We start from the raw sequence: 19,480 nt of genomic DNA, 5'->3' as shown, positions 1-19,480 counted from the left end.
CCGACAGACAAGGGATGGCCATGGGTTTGCCCGTATCGCAGATACTTCTCGCCACCGGATTTATGCTCATGCTCGTTGGCGTATGGGGGATGCTGACGCATCGTAATATTCTGCGCATTATCATCGGATTTTCACTTGTCGACACCGGGATGCACATTGTTCTGGTCGCAACTGGCTATGTAACCGGCGGCACGGCACCGATTATCGACGAGGCGCTGAATGCCGGGGAGGCCGCGAGCAGGGCGGTGGACCCCATTCCCTCCGCATTGGTCGTCACGGCCATTGTGATCGGTTTTTCGGTCACGGCGATCATGCTGTCATTCGCGATCCGCATCCATAAGACCAGGAAGACCTTGTCGATCGACGCATTGACGGAGTCCAGATGGTAGAGAGCCTCTTCCAGCCGCTCAATATCTTCCTGCTCGGCCTCGGCAGCGGCTTCCTCATTCCATTGCTTTCACGCATCGCCAAGCCGCTGCCGGCGATGGGATTTATCATCGCACTGCTCGGAATGACGGTCATTTCCGGCGTCTGTCTGTGGCGGATCCATCATGGTGCGGCGACAATTGAGGTTCTGACCGCAGGTAGCGTCCCGCCCTTTTCGATCAACCTTCGCTTTGGTGCCTGGGAAGGCTTCTTCTCTCTATGGGTCAATGTCGTGGCAGTGCTCGGAGCGTGGCATCTTTGGGAGCGTCTTCGCGGACGCTACGTGCTCCTGTTGCTCTACTTGATCCTGACGATGGGCATCAACGGCATGATCATGACCCGCGATCTCTTCAACCAGTTCGTCTTTCTGGAGATCGTTTCGATCGCCACCTACGGTCTCCTTGGCTCCGATCGATCGCCTGCAGCCCTGGCTGCGAGCTTCAAATACATCATGGCCACCGTCCTTGCCTCCTCCTTCTTTCTTCTAGGCGCGGGGCTGCTCTACCATGTGACCGGTACCCTCAATATCGACGAGATGATCGCAAACAGGGCACTGATCGCCGGCCCGATCGGCATCACTGCGCTGCTGTTCGTTCTGTCCTGCATCCTGCTGGAGCTTAAGCCGTTCCCGGCCAATGGGTGGGGACTTGATGTCTACGAGACCGCGAGCAGCGGAATTGCGGCAATCGTCTCGGTTCTCGTTTCAGCCGGTGTCTTCTTTGCCCTTTTGAAGCTGCTGCCGTTGTTCGAAGAAGTTCTGGGAATCCTCGTCATTTCCGGCGGCGTAACCTTCCTGTTCTCCAATCTTGTCGGGCTGAGGCAGACTAACGTTCAGCGGATGCTTGGGTACTCCTCAATTGCGCAGATGGGTCTCCTCGTGCTCGCGGTGGGGCTGCTGTGGCAGCTTGGCGCCGAGCAGGCGCTGCCGCTGGTCGTCGGTGGGCTCTTCATCAATCACCTCTTCGCCAAGGCCGGCCTGTTCTGGCTCGCGGGTATCGTCGGTCGCCGCGAGGCCAATAGCTGGTCGGATGTTGCCGGCAGCCCCTTCCTGCTGTCCGTGCTTGCTGTCTTTCTTGTCGCGATAGCCGGCCTGCCGCCTTTCCCTGGCTTCTGGGCGAAATGGGAACTCATCATGCAAGCGGCGGGCGGCGGGAGATACGTCTGGATCGCTGTCATTCTGGTCGGCTCGCTGCTCGAGGCAGCCTACATGTTCCGCTGGTTCAAGCAGGCAACGCGCCCGCTTGCCGATCAGGCGGCGATCAGAGTTGCGTCGGGCAAGTACGTGCCGTTGATTGCCTGTGCTCTTCTTCTTTTCGCAAGCGGCTACGTGGCTGCTCACCTTGCAGGCGCAATGTCACTGTTGTTGGTCGCTCCGCTGTTCGTCGGCGTCACACTCTACATCCTCGATTGGCTGCCCAGCCGGAGCAAATGTGCATTGATGTTGGTTTCGGTGTTCGTCGTCGGTGGGTGGATTGTGCGAGAAACCCAAGGGCTACCCGGATTGTTTGCCGTGCTGCTCGTCGCGGGTGGGTTGGTCATTGCTTCTGCCGGCCTTTATCGCTCCGATGCTCGTCGCGGTTTCTACCCCATGCTGGCGGTTCTGCTTCTGTCGATCGCCAGTTCGCTGCGTGCGACGACCAGTCTGGAATTCTTCTTTCACTGGGAGATCATCACCCTTTCCTCCTATTTCCTGATCGCACAGCGGCCGGGCGCCCATCCCTATGTTTTGCAGTTTCTGCTATTCTCGCTGGTCTCGGCATTCTGCCTCGTGGCGGGTTTCGGCATTGCCGCAAGCGCCAACGGCACCACGGCGCTCGCGGCATTGGCCACGTCCGGCCCGGATGCGGCAGCTGCGTTCGCTTTGCTGGCGTTCGGCTTCCTGATCAAGGCTGGGGCGGTCGGTGTCCATATCTGGCTGCCCGGCGCCTATGCGGAAGCCGATGATGACCTGTCGGCGATGCTCTCGGCCGTCATCAGCAAGGTCGCGGTCTTCGGGCTGTTCATGGTCACCTACCTCGCCATTCGCTCCGAGGCCGGCCTGGAAATGGCGCACGTCATGGGTTGGATCGGCCTCCTGACGACGATTGCCGGTGCGGTAATGGCCTTTCAGCAGAACGACATGAAGCGAATGCTGGGTTACTCAAGCATGAGCCAGACCGGCTACATCATCACTGCGATTGCTTTGATGAGCCATCTGGGCTGGGTCACGGCGTTTTACCTCGTTGCCAACCACCTGTTGGTCAAGGGCATCCTGTTTCTTGCCGTCGCCAGCGTCATCCTGCGAACTGGCACCAGGATGCTGGATCAGACCGGTGGCCTTGTGGGAAAGATGCCGGTCACCTGCATTGCAGTGATGATTGCCTTGATTTCCATGTCCGGCCTGCCGCCACTTGCAGGCTTTGGCGGCAAGTGGCTGCTCTTGAGCGCGATGGTGGATAACGAATGGTACGGCCTTGCGATCGTCGGCATATTCGCGACCTTCATCGGTTTTCTCTACATGTTTCGCTTGGCTTATACCTTCCTGGCAAGATCTAGAAAGCCGGCAGACGACGGCATCAGGGAAGCGCCATTGCCGTTGCTCCTGCCGCAGTTGGTTTTGGTGGTGGCAATCCTTGTCCTATCGTTCTTCCCCAAACTCGTGATGGATCCCGTCTCCGCTGCAATCGATCCCTATTTTGCCTCGACGCTTGTCTGGGAGGGCATGTCGCTGGAAACGATATATGGCTACTGGAATCCCGTCCCGGTCATGGTTGTCAGCGTTGCTGCCGCGGGCGTGCTTCTCGGGCTTTTCCTGGTGATCTACAGAGTCCGGCGAGGCCGTTCCACTCCTAGAGATGCCGAGCAATTCTACCGTTTTTATCGCGCTGTTTTCACACCGATCGTGACGCCGGTCGCGAACCGCTTCTGGGATGGGGTATGCGATATGACAATGGCGATGGGTGGAGCGGTCCGCCGGATCTACAACGGAAATGGCCAGACCTATGCGCTGCACGTCCTTTATTACGTGATCGCGGTCTACGTGTTTGGAAGATATGCTCTCTCAGGTCAGTGATAGGCAGCGCCTTGGATTTGCCCGCACCTGCTTCCTGCGTTCAAATCAAGATGCCTGCACCGATACCACGGTGCCGGCGTCGCTGATGACGCATGCTTTCGTTTCGCCGTTGACGTTGAGATCGACCTGATAGGTGGTTCCGTCGAGCTTGCGTGAGGCGACGGGCAGTGCGCTGCTGCCGGCGGGTGCGCTCGCTTTCGCTGCGTCTGCGCAGAGCAACTGCAGGTCGGCGGGTGCCGTATCGCTCATCGTCCGCGACATCTGGTTCGGTTCGGGGTTGTTATTGGTGGTGGTGCATGCGCTCAAGGCTACGGCAAAGGAGGCCATGCCCAGGAACGAAGTGTATCGGCCGATGCGGCAAAGATGATAGTTGTCTCTTGTCGTATGCATCTTCCTGGTCCCCGATTGCTACACGCCCTTGTAGAGCGCCGCCCCTTGCATCAATACGATCACCTTGGCTCCGACCTTGACGCGTGAATGCAGGTCGGTAACGTCGTCGTTGTTCATGCGAATGCATCCTGACGAAACGCTCAGTCCGATCGTCCAGGGTTCAGGTGTCCCGTGAATCCGATAAATTGTGTCCTGATCGCCCTCGTAGAGATAGAGCGCGCGCGCGCCAAGGGGATTGTCCGGTCCGCCTGGTTGACCGCTCGCCCATTTCCTGGCGTTGGGGTCGCGGGCGACCATCTCGGCGGGCGGCGTCCATGTCGGCCATTCGGCGGTACGGCCAACACGTACGATTCCGGCCCAGCCGAAACCCTCCCTTCCGACGCCGATGCCGTAGCGTATTGCCTGCTGGTTCGGTTGGACGAGGTATAGGAAATGCTGGTTTCCGTCGATAATGATCGTCCCAGGCTCTTCCGCGGTCCGGAATTTGACAAGTTGCCGGCGGAACGGCTCGGGAACCTGCTTGTTCTTGACGTAAAATTGGTAGGCCTTGGTTCGATCATAGTCGACCCAGGTTCGCGTCTTGATATCGTAGACCTGCGTTTCCACGGCATTTGCCGATGAACACACACTACCCAGGGCGAAAACGACGATGGCCGCTCTGGCAGCGAGTCCGCGCCAGAAGTTGCCTCTATGGGCAGGAGATGCGAAAAATCGCTTCATCTCAAAAGGACTTCTTCTCATGGCTTGACCCACGCATCGACACGCGCCGAGTTTTCCGCAAACCAACGTTTCGCAAACTCATACGGGTCCTGTCTTTCAACCTGCAGCGCGTAGCTCATGGCGATTGCTTCTTCGGGATCAAATTTCACGCGGTCCAGAAACTTGGCAATGTCAGGGTGCCGCACACGCAATGATGTCGCATAGGCAATATGATAATGCGCCGCATCCCATCCGACCGTTGCGGTTGATTTTGAAAGCCATGCCGGATCCTCCGAAGGCAGCACGATGTTCCATTTGGCTGGGTCATACGGCGGCTCGGTAAGGCGCACGATATCGTGGAGTTTGAACACCGCGTGGGGCGCATAGCAGGCGAAAACCAGAGGCTGGTCTGTCGCCTGTGCCGCGTCCACCGCGGCCATTCCCACATCCTCGGCCATTTCCAGCAGCGTCATTGTTTCTGCATAGCCATAGCTGTTGGCACGAACGCGTTCGATGGGCGTGGAGGACCAGGTCTGGGCGCCGATCCACATCTCCCCTCGACCATCCCCATCGGTGTCTAAAGCTGCAGTCTTGCTTGCGTCGCTAAGGTCGGCGACGTCCCTCACTCCGTACTTTTCGGCTGCAGAACGCGTGGCGCAGATGCCCTGCCAGGCGGGCACGCCAATCGGACTGAGCGCTACCGTTGAAGCGTCCGTGACGTACCTCTTCACGAGACTGTCGAGGTTCGGCAACCAGACTTCCGGATGGATGTCCACTTTACCCGCGTTCAATCCCGTGAATGCAATCAGGGTACCCATCTCGATCGCATCGGCTTCGATAGCAAATTTTTCCTTGAGCGCGACCTTGAGAATGTTGGCGGTCGCTTGGCCTGAGGACCAGTTTGGCATCGCGATGACGAGGTCTGCCGCGTGCACGCTGCCGCTGAGGGTAGCAAAGGCAATTGCTGCCAGTGCCATCGCTGACGACGATCGCAACTTACCTGCCATCGGAAAACTCCAGCGCTTTCCCGTCTATGGGATGGATGTTCAAAGGGCGTCCGCCGCGAGCTTATTTTACCGCGCATAAAAGTCATTGGCCCGCAGTCCCACACCTAGGCTGAGTGTCCAATTTGCAGCATATCTTGGGGGGAGCGTCGGACTGGCTGTTGGCGGTTCGGCTGCGTTACCCCTGCAGCCGCCGCAGAAGTTCGTTCAATCGTTGCTCAGGGGGAGCGTCCTGGAGATGCAGCCGGTTTGGAATTTCGCTTTTGCCTCGTTTCCTTACGTCGCTGGGGCTGTAGCCGAACTCTCGTTTGAACGCCCGGCTGAATTCTGCGCCGTCACTGAAGCCACGTTCTTCCGCGATCTGAAAAATGAGCCGCCGATCTTCAATATCCCTGAGCGCAGCATGGGCGTTCAGCAGACGACGGTGCTGAATATAGTGCATCACCCCTCCGAAGGGCTCAAAGAGGTTGTATAGCCGCGTCCGTGATATGCCGAGTTCACGTCGTACCAGTTCGCTGTTGAGGGTTGGCTCGAAGAGCTTGGTCTGGATAACCTTGCGCGCTCTTTCAAGCAGGACTGTTGCTATCGGTCCGGCTGCCGCCTCCAGGTGATCGGGCGAGGGGGCCACGCAGGCGAGGATCATCGCGTGCGTAGCGGCCACAAGTGAGGGGCTGTCGGCCGATGTGAGCGTCGGGAGGCGGTTGGCGACATCGAGCATGTAATCCGCAAACAGTCGCCCCATACCGTTGGTGAGCGTTGAAAACTCGGCTGCGTCGAGTGTTGCCGCGGTTTCAACGGAGAAATCACGCGGAACGAACAGCATCAGCATGTCGCTTCTGGTGATGTCGCCTGCAAACGCGCGACCAAGCGAATGGATTTGCACCTCTCCGGCTCCGCCCGAAAATACCGTCTTCTCTGTCTCGGTCCTGTTGGAGCCTGTCTTCAGCAGCGTCACTATCCAGTGATCGATCGGGTCTCGGCGAATATGGCCAGGCAAACTCGTGAACGCCAGTTCGTCCGTGCTGAACTGTGCGAGAACAAGGGAACCCAAATCCCAGACCTTTTGTCGGCCTTGAAATAGTGTCGGGGGCGAACCCGGGGCGATCTGTGTTAGCTCAAGCATGGACGCAAAACTGCCTCGCCATACGTCGAATTGATCAGATGGCTCGAATTCGTCTGTCGAAAACTCAAAGCACGGCAAGGCGATGGCGTTTGAGGCGAGAGGTTCCGCAGGCTCGGCTTCGCACTCGGAATTCCCGAAATTCATTTCATTCGGATGCCACGTTGCTGGAGTTATATGGCCGGCGGGTTCCTCGATCGTCATGAGGTAGCCTCCGATCCAGCCGGCCTGCTTGTCTTCAACGTGAAAGGTGGTCTTGGCCTTTGAGCCAGAACGATTGGCGATGCGGATCGAGGTTTGTGCGGCATTCCATTCTTCTCCCGATACAGGATGGCGAAGGGCTGGCTGTCAACATTCTCGTGGCGATCAGTAGAGAGTTTTTAGCGTTCGCGACTGTTACTGCGGTATGCTAGTCGCGGCTCAAATCATCACACGATCCTCCCAATCCGGGTGCGATACACAACAACTAATCTATGAAGCCGGGCAATTCAACTATCAGATATGAAAGCCGTTTCTAACTTGCTAAGTCAGTTGCGCGGTAGGTATCTGTCATTGTGTCATATTCACTCAGCTCAGCCGCTCGCCCTTCAACTTTCACACTCGCACCATGCCAGGCACTTGGCCTTGCTAGACCAAGTATTATTCCCTCACTGAAGGAGCAGAAAAGCTTGAGAGGAATCCGCAGATTCTTGGAAAAGAATAGCGCGAAGGTATCGCTGCATTGGGCCAAGTGCCAGACAGCGAGAAGGCGGAGAGAACAACCTGTAATGGCAGCCAAATCTTCTTCAGCCGACCACGGTGGCCGGCTGAACGTCGGTCGTCGGGTTCTTGTCCGGTTCGGCCTCTGCCGGAATTCTGAACCAAAGGACGTAGAGCACCGGAAGAAAAATCAATGTCAACGCGGCGGCCACAACCAGACCGCCGATAACCGTAAAGGCAAGCGGTGACCAGAAGGGGTCGCGGATGATCGGCAGCATGCCTAGTACCGTTGAGCCGGCGGTGAGAAAAACAGGGCGGAGACGCTGGGCGGTGACGTCGATCACGCCCCCCCATGTCTGCCCCTTCTCCTCCATCCGCTGATCGATCTGATCGATCAACACGACCGAATTCCTCGTGATCATCCCGATGAGCGCGATCATGCCAAGAACAGCGATGAAGCCAACAGGCGTGTTGGTAATCAGCATGATCAGCACGACGCCGATCAGTCCCAGCGGCACGACGCTGATGACGAGCAGCAAACGCTGCACGCTCTGGAGCTGGAACATCAACACAATCAGGATGATGATAGCCATAACCGGAAGCATTTCGACGACCGAGCTCAAGCCTTCTTCCGCGCCTTCGACAGCTCCGCCAACTTCGATCCGATACGCAGGGTTGGCTTGTCGCAGCTCCTCAATCTTGTCGGTGGCGGCTTCCACAACGCTGGCCGCCATAACGCCTTCTGCCGTATCCGCCTGAACCGTTATGGTTGTAGTGCTCTCGTGTCGCCAGATGACGGGCAGGGTCGTCTGGTATTCGATGGTGGCGATACTGGAGAGCGGCACGGTATGATTTGGCCCAACCGGGATCTGGAGCGCGCGGATGGTGCTGATGTCGACCCGCTGCTCGGCGGTCGCCCTTGCGACGACATTGACGAGATAGATCGAATCTCTGACCTGCGTGACCGGGACACCAGACGCGGTTGCGAACAAGGTCTGCGCGATTACCGACGAATTGAGCCCCACCAGCCGGGCCCGATCCTGATCGACATCGATCACAACCTTCCGGACAGGTTCATTCCAATCAAGGTTCGGCTGGACCACGCCCGGAGTTGCATAGAGCGCATCCGCTAACTGCCACGCAATGTTGCGCGTGCCAGGAATGTCAGGACCACTCACGCGATACTGTATCGGCCAACCGACTGGCGGACCCATTTCGAGCGGGGAGACGCGAACGATGATGTCAGGTAGCTTTTCGTCCAGGGTCTTTTGCAGACGCGCCTGCAGGTCATCGCGCGCACCGACGCTTTTTGCGATGACCACGGCCTGCGCGCGGGAGGGAGCCGGCGCCTGTAGATCCATGGAGAGGTAGAAGCGAACCGGATCTGAGCCGACATAGAAACTCCAGTCAGCCACGTCTTCGTCGGCCGATAGGACTTCTTCCGCCTTCGCGACCTCGACCGCTGTTGCCGCCTGTGAGGCGCTTTGAGGCAATGTGAGTTGGACGATCAGTTCGGGCCGGTCGGATGGCGGGAAAAACTGCCGCTTCATGGCGGTTGATCCGATCAGGGCAACCACGAACAATGCGACAGTTGCAAGCACCACAACCAATCGCATCCGCATGCAGGTATGAAGGAAATTCTTGAAGCCGCGCATGAACGCGCTGTCTTCCTTAGGCCCGGTCGCTGTCCCTGATTTCAGCACTGCGAGCCCGACAATCGGGGTCAGCAGCACGGCCACCAGCCACGAGACGATCAGGGCGAACCCGATGACGAGGAAGAGAGAACGTGCGTATTCGCCTGACGAACTGCTCGCGAAACCGACCGGGATGAAGCCGGCGATCGTCACCAGAGTGCCGGCGAGCATGGGGAATGCAGTTGACGTGTACGCGTGGGACGCCGCAGCGACGCGATCATAGCCCTGCTCGAGCTTTGCCATCATCGTTTCGACGGTGACCATCGTGTCGTCGATCATCAAGGTCAGTGCGATAATGAGCGCGCCAAGCGAGACGCGTTGCAATGCGATGCCGGTAATGTCCATGAACAGAAAAGTCAGCGCCAAAACCAGCGGGATAGAGACGGCGACGGCCAGACCGGCACGAACGCCCAGCGCAACGAAGCTGACACCGAGGACGATCACTACTGCCTGCGTCAGTGACGTGGTGAACCCGCGGATCGCAGTCTGTACCACGGCTGGTTGGCTGGCAACGTGCGTCAGGTCAATGCCGATAGGAAGGTCGTTCTCCAGGGCTTGCATTGTCGCGTCGATATCGCGACCGAGTTGTAGAATATCGCCGCCGGACGCCATGGAGATTGCAATGCCGATTGCGGGTTTGCCTTTGACACGGAAACGCGGCTGAGGGGGATCTACGGTGCCGCGCACAATGGTGGCGATGTCACCCAGTTGGACGAAGCCTGAACTGGTGGGAATGTTCAAGCCACGCAGTGTGGTTTCGTCTGAAAGGCTGCCGGATACCTGCAGGATGGTCCGATCCTGTTCCGAGGTTATGAGCCCGGCCGGCAGGACTGCGTTCTGCGCCTGTACGGTGCTGATCACCGTTGCCGCGGAAAGGCCAAGGCTCGCTAGCCGCTCTGTCGAAAACTCGATGTAGATCGTCTCGTCCTGAGTGCCGATCAGCTGGACCTTGCCTATATCATCCACCTTCAGCAGGCGATTGCGCGCCTCGTAGGCCCAATCCCTGACGTCCCGGTCGCTGAACCCATCCGATGTAAAACCATAGATGATGCCGAACGTGTCTCCGAAATCGTCGTTGAAGAAAGGTCCTCGGATGCCTGGCGGTAGCGTTGACACCATGTCGCCCACTTTCTTGCGCGCCTGGTACCAGGATTCGCCTACAAGATGGGGTGGGGTCGCATCATCGAGCGTGACATAGACGATGGACTGGCCGGCGGTCGTCAGGCTGCGCAGGTTGTCGAGGTTTGGCACTTCCTGAAGCGTTCGCTCAAGCCTGTCCGTCACCTGGTCAACCGTCTGTTCGATCGTACCCCCGGGCCATGCCGCCGAAACAATCATGGTCTTGAAGGTAAAGTCCGGATCCTCGTCACGGCCAAGATTGATGTAGGCAAAAATGCCGGCGGCTGCGCTGAGAAGCACCAGGAACAGAATAAGGCTCTGCCGTTGGATCGCCCAGGCGGAGAGGTTGAATCCCCCGTTCATTCGGTGCTTCCTTCGAGCAAGCGGACCTGCATGCCCGGACGCAACTGCTGCACACCGGCGACGACAACGTGGTCCCCTGTCTCGAGCCCTTTGGTTACGAGAAAGTCGTTCGTATCGAAGCGCTGCACTTCGACCGGCACGAGCTTGGTCGTTTTGGTCGTCCCATCGACAATCCAGACAGCGCTCCGGTTGCCCTCGCTGAACAGGGCGGTGATCGGCAGCCGTGCGGCCGGCTGGCTGGCAAGACGGATAGTTCCGCGAACGGCGCTGCCGAACCGGAAATCATCCGGCGCGGCATCGAGCCCGACGCGCACCGTGAAGTTTCGAGTGATGGGATCTGCAGTCGGCGATATTTCTCGAACGCTGCCGATGGCCTTGACGCCGGGATTGCTGAGAAGCTGCACGTCAACGCGTGCGTCCCCGCCGGTGCTTTGGATCGTAGCTTCCGGAACCTGGAAGACCGCGTCTCGCGTTCCGAGTTGTGCAACACGGACCACCATCTGGCCGCCGCCGACGATCTGGCCGACTTCGCCGCCGATTGCGGTCACGACACCTGCGGCGTTCGCCTTCAGGACACGGTTGTCTAGATTGGTCTGCGCGATCCTTAATGCCGCCTGTGCGGCATCGACGCCTGCCTGTGCCATGCTGGCCTGGGCAACGGCGGCTTCCACCGCCTGACGCGTGGAGGTGCGTGGATAGAGCCGTTGCTGGCGTTCTCGCTCGGTCTCCGCATTCTGGAACTGGGCCTGGGCCGAAAACAGGTTGGCTTCTGCCTTCCGCAGCGCGTCCTGGGCATCCTCGGGATCCAGACGAGCAAGAACGGCTCCCGCCTCAACCCGGTCGCCAATCTCGACGTCGCGTTCCCGGATCTCGCCTCCCTGCCGGAAGCTGAAACTGGTCTCCGTACGAGGTCTGATCTCGCCGACCAGCGATCCGAAGGTATCCTCGGGGTTGAAGGAGACGGCGACGGTCCTGACCGGCCTCGGGGGCCGCTCCTCGGCATTATCTTCACCCTGGCAGCCGGCCAGTAGCAAGGTCGCCAGGAGCGCAAATGCCGCTCTATTTGTGGATCCCGTCAAACGCATTGTCATGGACTTCCCCCCGGAAGGTTACCGGCTCACAAGCTCGAAGCCACGAGCCCCGACCTTGCAAATATCGAATTGTTTAGGAGATGCTCTCGCCTGAGATGAGTAACGGGTTCCGCGCCCTGAAGGTCGCCCCGCCCGCGCTCTAGCAGTGCGAGATTTGGCAAGGTGTCACGCTCATCGATGCCTTCGGTGACGGGATCAAAGCCAAGAGTGGGTGTCCCGAGTAAGCATACGGTCATGCTGCTCCCTTGAAATCATGGATCGGATCTTATGCCGATAGGCTACGCGAAGCAGTACTCAACGGGATGAATATACGGCTGTTGGCGACATGAAGTGATCAGCATGAAATCCGACATTCTGGCCTGTGGTCCAGATTATAAGCCCAGCATCGGTATGTCGTGGCGCGGTAGGAAGAGTAATGCGAGATGCTTAGGTCGCGTTGGCGCGCTACACCCGGCAATGGAAAGCTCTCGAGTTGATCGTTATCGTTGAGTGTATATACAGTGTAGCGTCGCGGCCTAAATCAACCAGAAGATCCGAGCCATGTCCTTGATACGATTGTCCGTCATCGTGATCATGCTGCTGACCTTGGTCGGTTGTGGCGGACGAGCTGTGCTCGGTCTTCCCGCAGCGTCACCTGGAGCCAAACCGGGAGCCATCGTGCCGGTCTATGTTGCAACGACGCGTGCGCGCTCCGACAACGAGTCGCTCCCTTTTTCGGCGGCACGCTCAAAGACGTTGAGCTTTTCGGAGCTTGATATTGGAATACCACAGAACCACCGGCCAGGGCGGGTGGAGACGAGCGCCCGTGTTCCAGATCCGCGCAGACACTTTTCAGCGCAGAGCCATCAACCGATCGATGACCGGCAGCAATTCATCAGGCAGCTCGACACGGCGTTGGCGCGTCGCGCATCGGAGGATCGAGAGATCCTGATCTTCGTTCACGGTTACAACAACAACTTCGCCGACAGCGTCTTTCGGAATGCCCAGATCGTTCACGACTACGATATCGGCGCGGTCGCCCTTCACTATGCATGGCCTTCGGGCGCGGCGATCCCGCTTTACGTATTTGACCGAGATAGCGCGCTTATTGGCCGGCGGGGGCTTGCAGAGACAATCGAAATTGCGGCGCAGACAAGGGCAACCAGAATTGTGATCCTAGGCCATTCGATGGGCGCTTATGTCGTGACCGAAGCCCTCCGCGATCTCGCGCTACAGGGGCGCACTGACACCTTGAGGCGTCTGGGAGGCGTTGTGCTGGCTGCGCCGGACATCGACGTCGATGTGTTCCTGTCACAAATGGATGACATCGGCGATATTCCCCGACCGTTCACGATTGTCGTCTCCCGCCGGGATCGCGCCTTGGGCTTTTCCAGACGCCTTGCCGGAGGCCAGCCGCGCGTTGGCAGCGGGTCCGACGTTGAAGTGCTGCAGGAGCGTGACGTCACTGTTATCGATGTGTCCGACGTCGATGGCGGGAGACATAACGTATTCGCCGATTCCAAAACGCTCATGGAGTTGGTTAGCAACGACGCGCTGATGCGTAGCGTGCTGAGGGAACCCGTTTCGTTGGGCCAGGCTGCTCTTGCGGACAGCGCCTTGGTGGCGGAAGGAGCCGCCTCGCTTGTCGTCTTTCTTCCCAACCGCATTTTTGGTGGCATGGCTCAAGCCGCTGCAGGGCAGTAAGGCGTCCGTTCCATCTTGCTTGGTTCGGAAATTATCTCCCGATGCGTCGCATATCGACCACGCGTCCATTCCGAGAGTTTATTGCCACCTCGAACCGACTGCCACTCCTCCAGGCGCGGTAGACGAAGAAACGTCCGCGGCAATCAACACGGCGGATATCGCGGAAACCCCGGTTGCGAAGCAGTCTTTCCCCTTGCGAACAGCTAATCGGCCTGCCGCTGTTGAGGCTGGAACCAACCCTTATATTGACGTCGACCCATTGGGCCGGCGCAGGCGCGGAACCGAGCGTCAAGAGGAACAAGGCGAGGCAGAGCTTGGCAGCAAACGGGTTACGCATGATGTTCTCCATTGAACCAATCCGAGCAAAGACATCATGCCGCAGGTGATAAGTTGTCAATAACGCTGCCGACCTCCTCGCCGATTTGGGACAGCCTGCCAACGTTTTGGATTCCCGCCCCATGACTGGTCGGGCGAGCGAGCTATGATCCGAAGATAGACGACGAGATTTGGCTTGATCCGAAGCTCCGACAAGGATTTTTAGCAGTGACTGCACGTAAGGTACTCTCCGCACTCTATGGACTTCAGCGGAAGAGTGGCATTCCCCTCTTCTGTGTTCTCGTCATCGCAGCATCCCTGCCGCTCGGTAACCCAAGTTGGGCTGACGACTTCACCATCGCTGAGCCAACCGTTCCCGTTGACGTCGGCGCCACGTTGAAGCGAACTCTGTTCCAGAATGTGCGGGTCTTCGACGGTCGCAGTCCCACGCTGTCGCCACCATCAAATGTTCTTGTCAGCGGCAACACTATTGAGCGTGTGTCGGTCGAACCTGTCGGCGACCTGGGTGCCGATGCAGAGGTTATCGAGGCTGACGGACGTGTCCTCATGCCGGGTCTTATCGACGCCCACTGGCATGCGTTCATGGCCGGAACGCCTCAACCGTTGCTGATGAGCGCAGAGCCGTCCTATTTGCACCTCTTGGCGGCGAAAGAGGCCGAGGCGACCCTGATGAGGGGGTTTACAACGATTCGCGACCTTGGCGGTCCCGTCTTCGGGCTGAAGCGAGCAATCGACGAGGGCGTCGTGGCTGGGCCGCGCATCTATCCATCCGGAGCTTTCATATCTCAGACTTCCGGCCATGGAGATTTTCGCTTCCTCCATGAAATGCCAAGGGCCACGGGAGCTCTTGCGAGCTATAGTGAGATGATTGGGATCGCAGCAATCGCCGACAGCCCTGACGAAGTCCGGCTGCGCGCGCGCGAGCAACTCCGCTTCGGAGCAAGTCAGATCAAGCTCATGGCTGGGGGAGGGGTCAATTCACCTGCCCATAATCCCATTGAATCTATCCAGTACACTGAAGAAGAGCTCAAGGCTGCCGTGCATGCCGCCGAGGGTTGGGGCACCTATGTTGCGGTTCACGCCTATACGCCGGCTTCGATCAAAAGAGCGATCCGCGCTGGCGTGAAGGTGATCGATCATGGACAGCTTGCCGATGAGGAAACGGCAAAGCTGATGGCGGATACCGGTGTGTGGTGGAGCCTGCAGCCATTGACCTATGATCCGGCGGTTTTTGCAAGGATGTCTCCGTCTTCGCAGAGACGTGCGAAACAGGTGTTCGACGGGACCGAGAACGCTTACAAACTTGCGAGGAAATACAATGTGAAGACGGCCTTCGGCGCAGATATCCTGTTCGATCCAGCGGCCGCTGCTCGTCAGGGTGCGGCGCTTGCGCTGCTTGATCGCTGGTACACCCCCGCCGAGGCGTTGACGATGGCCACGGCCAATAACGGCGAACTGATGGCCCTGTCAGGCTTCATCAACCCCTATCCGGGAAAGCTGGGTGTGGTCGAGGAAGGCGCATTTGCCGATCTGCTGCTCGTCGAAGGCAATCCGCTCGAGGACCTTTCCCTGGTCGCCAATCCAGGTTCTGCCTTCAAGGTCATCATGAAAGACGGGCGTATCTTCAAAAACACGCTTTCTGACTAACCGCTTCGCCAGATGCCCGGCGGAAAGACCGGCTCAGAGAACCGGGACGCTCAAGGCGCGATCGACGCTCCCATGAACGCGCCAAGGACGCTCAGAGCCGGACAGGGCACCACCGGCCATAACGAGATCGGGCTCGGCCTTGCCGAGATTCCGTCCGCGGTTCGCAGGAGCCGGCGCGCGTCGAAATACACGGTGCATAGGCCAGCGATCGCAATACCGCTGGCCTCCAGTCATCTCATCGGAAACCGGTCCCTGCGACTGCCTTGATTACGTCAGAGCCCCAGATCTTCAAACTTCCATCGTCGCCAGGAGCAATCCAAGGCGGCATCCTTTTTCATACTCGGACAGATTGACATATTCCTTGATGGTGTGGATCTCGGCTTGGCCTGCTCCGATCGTGATCGTCGGGATGCCATGCTTGTCGAGCCAGTTTGCATCCAGCCCCCCGTTGGAGAACAAGTATTTGGGCTCGATTCCCAGCGTCTTCAACGCCTTGCTCGCGCGGACGACCACGGGGCTGGTCTCTTCCAGCTTAAAGGGCGGGTACGACGTCTTGTGAGTGAATTTCACCTCGGCTGTCTCACCCTGGTCGTCTTTCACCAAGCTTCTCGCCTTTTCGAACGCCGCCTCATAGCCTTTCGCTATCTTCGTCGCGAAAGGCAATTCGGGACTGCGTGCCTCTCCCTTCAGGAAGGCGTAGTCGGTCACCACATTGGTGGCATCACCGGCTGGTTTGCCTTCCTTGCCTCCGAAAATGCCAATGTTGCTGGTCCCGCGACCGTCTTCCTTGACTATCTTTCCGAACCAGCCGGCAGCCTGTGCCTCGGCCAGGGCGAGAGCGCCTACCAGCGTTGCTGAAATTCCCTTCTCGGGTGCTACGCCCGCATGGGACGCCTTCCCCTTGATCTCAACCTCCCAGTTTTCCTGGCCCACCGCTCCAATGATCAGTTCGGAGGCCAGTTGGCCGTCAACATTGATGCACATCACCGGACCGTCCAGAACCGCCGGGTTCAATTCGCGCGCGCCATGCAAACCGCTTTCCTCACGCACGGTGAACAGGAGTGTGATTGGCGGATGTGGCAGCTTGTGCTTGAGGAGGGTCTCCGCAACAACCACAAGAAGGGCCACGCCCGTCCGCGCGTCGCCGCCCAGCGCGGTTGTGCCGTCCGAAACGATACGGTCGCCCTCGCGACGTGGCTTCGCTCCGGCACATAACGGCACTGTGTCCAGATGCGTCGAGAACAACAGTCGCGGTCCGGGCCGTGTTCCTGGCAGATTGACGATGAGGTTGCCGGTTTCGGTTGGTAACGGAATACGGTCGTTGGCGTCATCGAAGCGGATATCAGCCTCCGGGACGCCGGCAGCCTTAAGCGCGTCCATCACTGCAGATGCGATATTTGCTTCTTGTCCCGTCACTCCTTCCACCGAGAGGAACCGCATCAGATGTTCTTCCGCAGCTGCCTTGTCGAATGGGATCGATGCGTGTTCCATTTTTTCCATCCCTGGATTTGGAGAAGTCCTTCGGCGAGGCGGGCTGTTCCAACCTCACCGCTTTCAAATGTATGCGCCCGCAGATGAGGGAGGCGCCGACCGTGTTTAACAAGGCATCGACCGCAAAGGCTGCGATCCCCGCCAGAAGGGAAATGTGATCAAGGGTACGGGAGCATCCTTTTCGGCTTCTCGCATCCATTTTGCAGACGAACTGCCTGTCATTCTAGAGGACGGTTCTGAGGAGTCATGAGCGTGGAATCCAGATCATCGTCAGTATGTCCCGAAAGTCGGACTGCGCCGAGCCGCGACAAAACATGGCCGTTAACCTCCAAAGCGCAAACACCAGGCGAACCGGAAACAGGTTGCAACACCTATTGGTCAGGCGGCCGGTTCCTTGAACAAGGATCACAGGTTGTTCTTGAAGATCCGTCCATCCTTAACGACAAGGCTCAGATTCTCTTGGGGGTTCTCAATCATCCTGATGTCATCGAGAGGATTGCCGTCCCAGACGAGAATGTCGGCGAAGGCCCCTTCGTCGATGACGCCCAGCTTTCCCGAGTAAGGCGCGCGCAAACTGGAGAGCGCCAGAAGCTCGGCGTTGCCTGACGTAACCATGCGTAACGCCTCGGCGTTCGTATACCAGTTGGACAGATGGGTCAGCATGGTGTTCTGGCGGGGCGCAAGTTCCGGGGAGAACAGAATATCCGAACCCCAAGCTGTCTTTATGCCGTACTTCTTCGCGTAGCTGTAGATGTTGGGCGTACCGGCAAAAAGCTGTTTGACCCGCTCCACACCAGGCCCGGTTTGCGAGGCCGCATCTTCCATCGTCAGAAAGGGCTGCGTGCTCAGCCAGACGCCCTTATCCGCGAACATCTTCGCGGTATCTTCGTCCATCAGATGCGCGTGCTCGACGCAGGCAACCCCGCCGGCAATTGCGCGCTGGACGGTGTTGGAGGCGTAGGCGTGCACCGTCACGTAGGTATTCCAGTCCCTTGCCACATCAACGGCCGCGCGAATTTCGAGCTCGCTGAAGGTCGTCATGTCGAGCGGGCTGCGGGGGGAAGAGACGCCTCCGCCTCCTACAAGCTTGATCTGTGAGGCACCCTGCAGAAGCTGCTCGCGTACGCGGCGTTTCAACTCGCCAACATCGTCGACAATAGCGGCGCCCCCCATCATTTCACCGACGCTCAGTTCTCCATCTCGAGCGGGAATCTCGGATGGCATGCGCAGGTCGCCGTGTCCGCCGGAGGTGGTGATCATCGCACCTGCTGGAAAAATCCGCGGACCAGGAATCAGGCCCGTGTCGATTGCCTGCTTGAACGTGAAGACAGGCCCTCCCATGTCGCGTATGGTCGTAAAGCCCCGCATCAGGGTGTGCTCGGCCTCGGCCGTGGAGGCGGCAAAGATGATGCCTGGATCTCCGGCCAGAAGAACTTGCAGGGGCACCGCAGCATAAATCGCGTGCCAATGCGCGTCGATCATGCCGGGCATCAACACCCGATCCCCGCAATCCAGGACGGTCGCATCCGAAGGCGGCGGGCTGTTGGCCTTGTCTATGGAGACTATTTTGTTGCCGTCAGTTAGGACTTGAACACCGCTTTGCAGCGAATCCGACCGGCCGTCGAACAACCGGATCTGCCTGAGTAAGATCTTGGACATTGGCACCGGCGTCTGCGCATTGACTGCGCCGGCAAATACTCCCGCAACCGCCGTCGCCCCTGCGCCCGCAAGAAATCTTCGCCGGGAGTATTCACTGAGATGATGCGATCGCTCCCGAAGGAGAATATTTGCGCAACCGCAACCGTTGTCATGGATGAGGTGCCGGTACTTTTTGCCTAATCGAAACATGCCATTCCTCCGAATGCCCGTCGATAGAATACGTCGCAGCCTATTGTTGTTGTTCCCGGAGGTCACGCACATAATGCCAGGCGCTGGACAGTGACGTGACCTTGGCGGGACGTGCCATTGATTTTCTTCGCTAAATCCCGTCAACCGACGCAAACTTGACGATCGTCAAGGCGAAAAGGTAGCCTCGATGCTACTTCCTTTCCTGGGAGGCGTTCGTTACGCTGGTCTAAGCTCGTGCTTCGCTTGACATCCAAGCTGGCCGGGACATGTTACTACGTAGAAGATTGCGCATGAGGGAGCTCACGTCTTGACAGATTTTTCCACTGAGCACCTTAAGGAAGAGGCCCCGAGATCCCGTCGGCGCGGCGAACTCATAACGTTTCTGGTCCTGGCTTTCGGAATTTGGCCTGTTGTCGCGGTCGCAGTCGTCGGAGGCTATGGTTTCATGGTCTGGATGTACCAGATCGTATTCGGCCCGCCCGGCCCGCCGGGAGTTTGAGGCAGCCATGGACTACAAAGCCCTTTCCAGACGAAGCCTCCTAAGCGGTCGAATCCGCGATGATCGGCGTGTCGTGCCGCCGGGCTTTCTCGGAAATCGGCCCGAGGTCTGTTCCGATTGCACTACCTGTATTGATCACTGTCCCACCGGCGTTGTCGTCCGGCGCGATGGCTGGCCGGCACTCGATTTTTCCCGCGGGGACTGCACGTTTTGCGGTGAGTGTGCGACGGTCTGTCCCCATGGAGACACGCTGTTTGATGGCGCGCCTTCCGCCTTTGAACATGTGGTGACAATCAACGCGGGTTGTCTGCCGGCAAAC

General features: G+C 58.5%; 14 protein-coding genes. 6 read left to right on the top strand and 8 right to left on the bottom strand.

Annotated elements, in window-relative coordinates:
- Positions 1-20 precede the first annotated feature (20 nt).
- Positions 21-389, top strand: a complete 369-nt coding sequence (locus LH464_RS18835) for a sodium:proton antiporter (RefSeq protein WP_226787951.1) — start codon at positions 21-23, stop codon at positions 387-389.
- Positions 383-3,478 carry a complex I subunit 5 family protein gene (locus LH464_RS18830; protein WP_226787950.1) on the top strand — a complete coding sequence of 1,032 codons (3,096 nt, stop codon included), beginning with the start codon at positions 383-385 and terminating at the stop codon, positions 3,476-3,478. Before LH464_RS18835 ends, LH464_RS18830 begins: the two co-directional genes overlap by 7 nt.
- A 45-nt stretch (positions 3,479-3,523) precedes the next feature.
- Here LH464_RS18830 and LH464_RS18825 read toward each other — a convergent pair whose 3' ends face one another.
- The 6 genes from LH464_RS18825 to LH464_RS18800 form a co-directional block, all read right to left on the bottom strand.
- Positions 3,524-3,868 (bottom strand): hypothetical protein, encoded by a 345-nt coding sequence (locus LH464_RS18825; RefSeq protein WP_226787949.1) that lies wholly within the window; start codon positions 3,866-3,868, stop codon positions 3,524-3,526.
- A gap of 18 nt (positions 3,869-3,886) precedes the next feature.
- Positions 3,887-4,588: a L,D-transpeptidase gene (locus LH464_RS18820; RefSeq protein WP_226787948.1), complete on the bottom strand. Its 702-nt coding sequence runs from the start codon at positions 4,586-4,588 to the stop codon at positions 3,887-3,889.
- A 17-nt stretch (positions 4,589-4,605) separates the two neighbouring features.
- Positions 4,606-5,544 (bottom strand): ABC transporter substrate-binding protein, encoded by a 939-nt coding sequence (locus LH464_RS18815; protein WP_226787947.1) that lies wholly within the window; start codon positions 5,542-5,544, stop codon positions 4,606-4,608.
- A 205-nt stretch (positions 5,545-5,749) separates the two neighbouring features.
- Positions 5,750-6,400 carry a helix-turn-helix domain-containing protein gene (locus tag LH464_RS18810; RefSeq protein WP_226787946.1) on the bottom strand — a complete coding sequence of 217 codons (651 nt, stop codon included), beginning with the start codon at positions 6,398-6,400 and terminating at the stop codon, positions 5,750-5,752.
- 1,076 nt (positions 6,401-7,476) lie between these two features.
- Positions 7,477-10,566 carry an efflux RND transporter permease subunit gene (locus LH464_RS18805; protein ID WP_226787945.1) on the bottom strand — a complete coding sequence of 1,030 codons (3,090 nt, stop codon included), beginning with the start codon at positions 10,564-10,566 and terminating at the stop codon, positions 7,477-7,479.
- Positions 10,563-11,657 (bottom strand): efflux RND transporter periplasmic adaptor subunit, encoded by a 1,095-nt coding sequence (locus LH464_RS18800; protein ID WP_226787944.1) that lies wholly within the window; start codon positions 11,655-11,657, stop codon positions 10,563-10,565. Before LH464_RS18800 ends, LH464_RS18805 begins: the two co-directional genes overlap by 4 nt.
- A gap of 540 nt (positions 11,658-12,197) precedes the next feature.
- Here LH464_RS18800 and LH464_RS18795 point away from each other — a divergent pair.
- Both LH464_RS18795 and LH464_RS18790 read left to right on the top strand, forming a co-directional pair.
- The gene (locus LH464_RS18795) at positions 12,198-13,340 is read left to right on the top strand and encodes an alpha/beta hydrolase (protein WP_226787943.1); all 1,143 of its coding nucleotides are present in this window, start codon (positions 12,198-12,200) and stop codon (positions 13,338-13,340) included.
- Between the two features lie 543 nt (positions 13,341-13,883).
- Positions 13,884-15,323: a metal-dependent hydrolase family protein gene (locus LH464_RS18790; RefSeq protein WP_226787942.1), complete on the top strand. Its 1,440-nt coding sequence runs from the start codon at positions 13,884-13,886 to the stop codon at positions 15,321-15,323.
- Between the two features lie 288 nt (positions 15,324-15,611).
- Here the strand turns inward: LH464_RS18790 and LH464_RS18785 are convergent, their stop codons facing one another.
- Together LH464_RS18785 and LH464_RS18780 are read right to left on the bottom strand one after the other, a co-directional pair.
- Positions 15,612-16,823, bottom strand: a complete 1,212-nt coding sequence (locus tag LH464_RS18785; protein ID WP_226787941.1) for a M20/M25/M40 family metallo-hydrolase — start codon at positions 16,821-16,823, stop codon at positions 15,612-15,614.
- A gap of 396 nt (positions 16,824-17,219) precedes the next feature.
- Positions 17,220-18,662, bottom strand: a complete 1,443-nt coding sequence (locus LH464_RS18780) for a metal-dependent hydrolase family protein (RefSeq protein WP_226787996.1) — start codon at positions 18,660-18,662, stop codon at positions 17,220-17,222.
- Between the two features lie 307 nt (positions 18,663-18,969).
- On the opposite strand from LH464_RS18780, the gene napE reads away from it, so the two are divergent.
- A complete protein-coding gene (napE, locus tag LH464_RS18775; RefSeq protein ID WP_226787940.1) occupies positions 18,970-19,161 on the top strand; it encodes a periplasmic nitrate reductase, NapE protein in 192 nt (63 codons plus the stop codon).
- Positions 19,100-19,480, top strand: a 381-nt coding sequence (locus LH464_RS24885; RefSeq protein ID WP_390625012.1) for a 4Fe-4S dicluster domain-containing protein, incomplete at its 3' end; no start/stop codon positions are given. The genes napE and LH464_RS24885, both read left to right, overlap by 62 nt.

The sequence above is a fragment of the Pseudorhizobium xiangyangii genome (genome assembly GCF_020531965.1).
In the GTDB taxonomy this organism is placed as follows: Bacteria; Pseudomonadota; Alphaproteobacteria; order Rhizobiales; family Rhizobiaceae; genus Neorhizobium; species Neorhizobium xiangyangii.
This window is presented reverse-complemented; position numbering and strand designations above follow the sequence as displayed.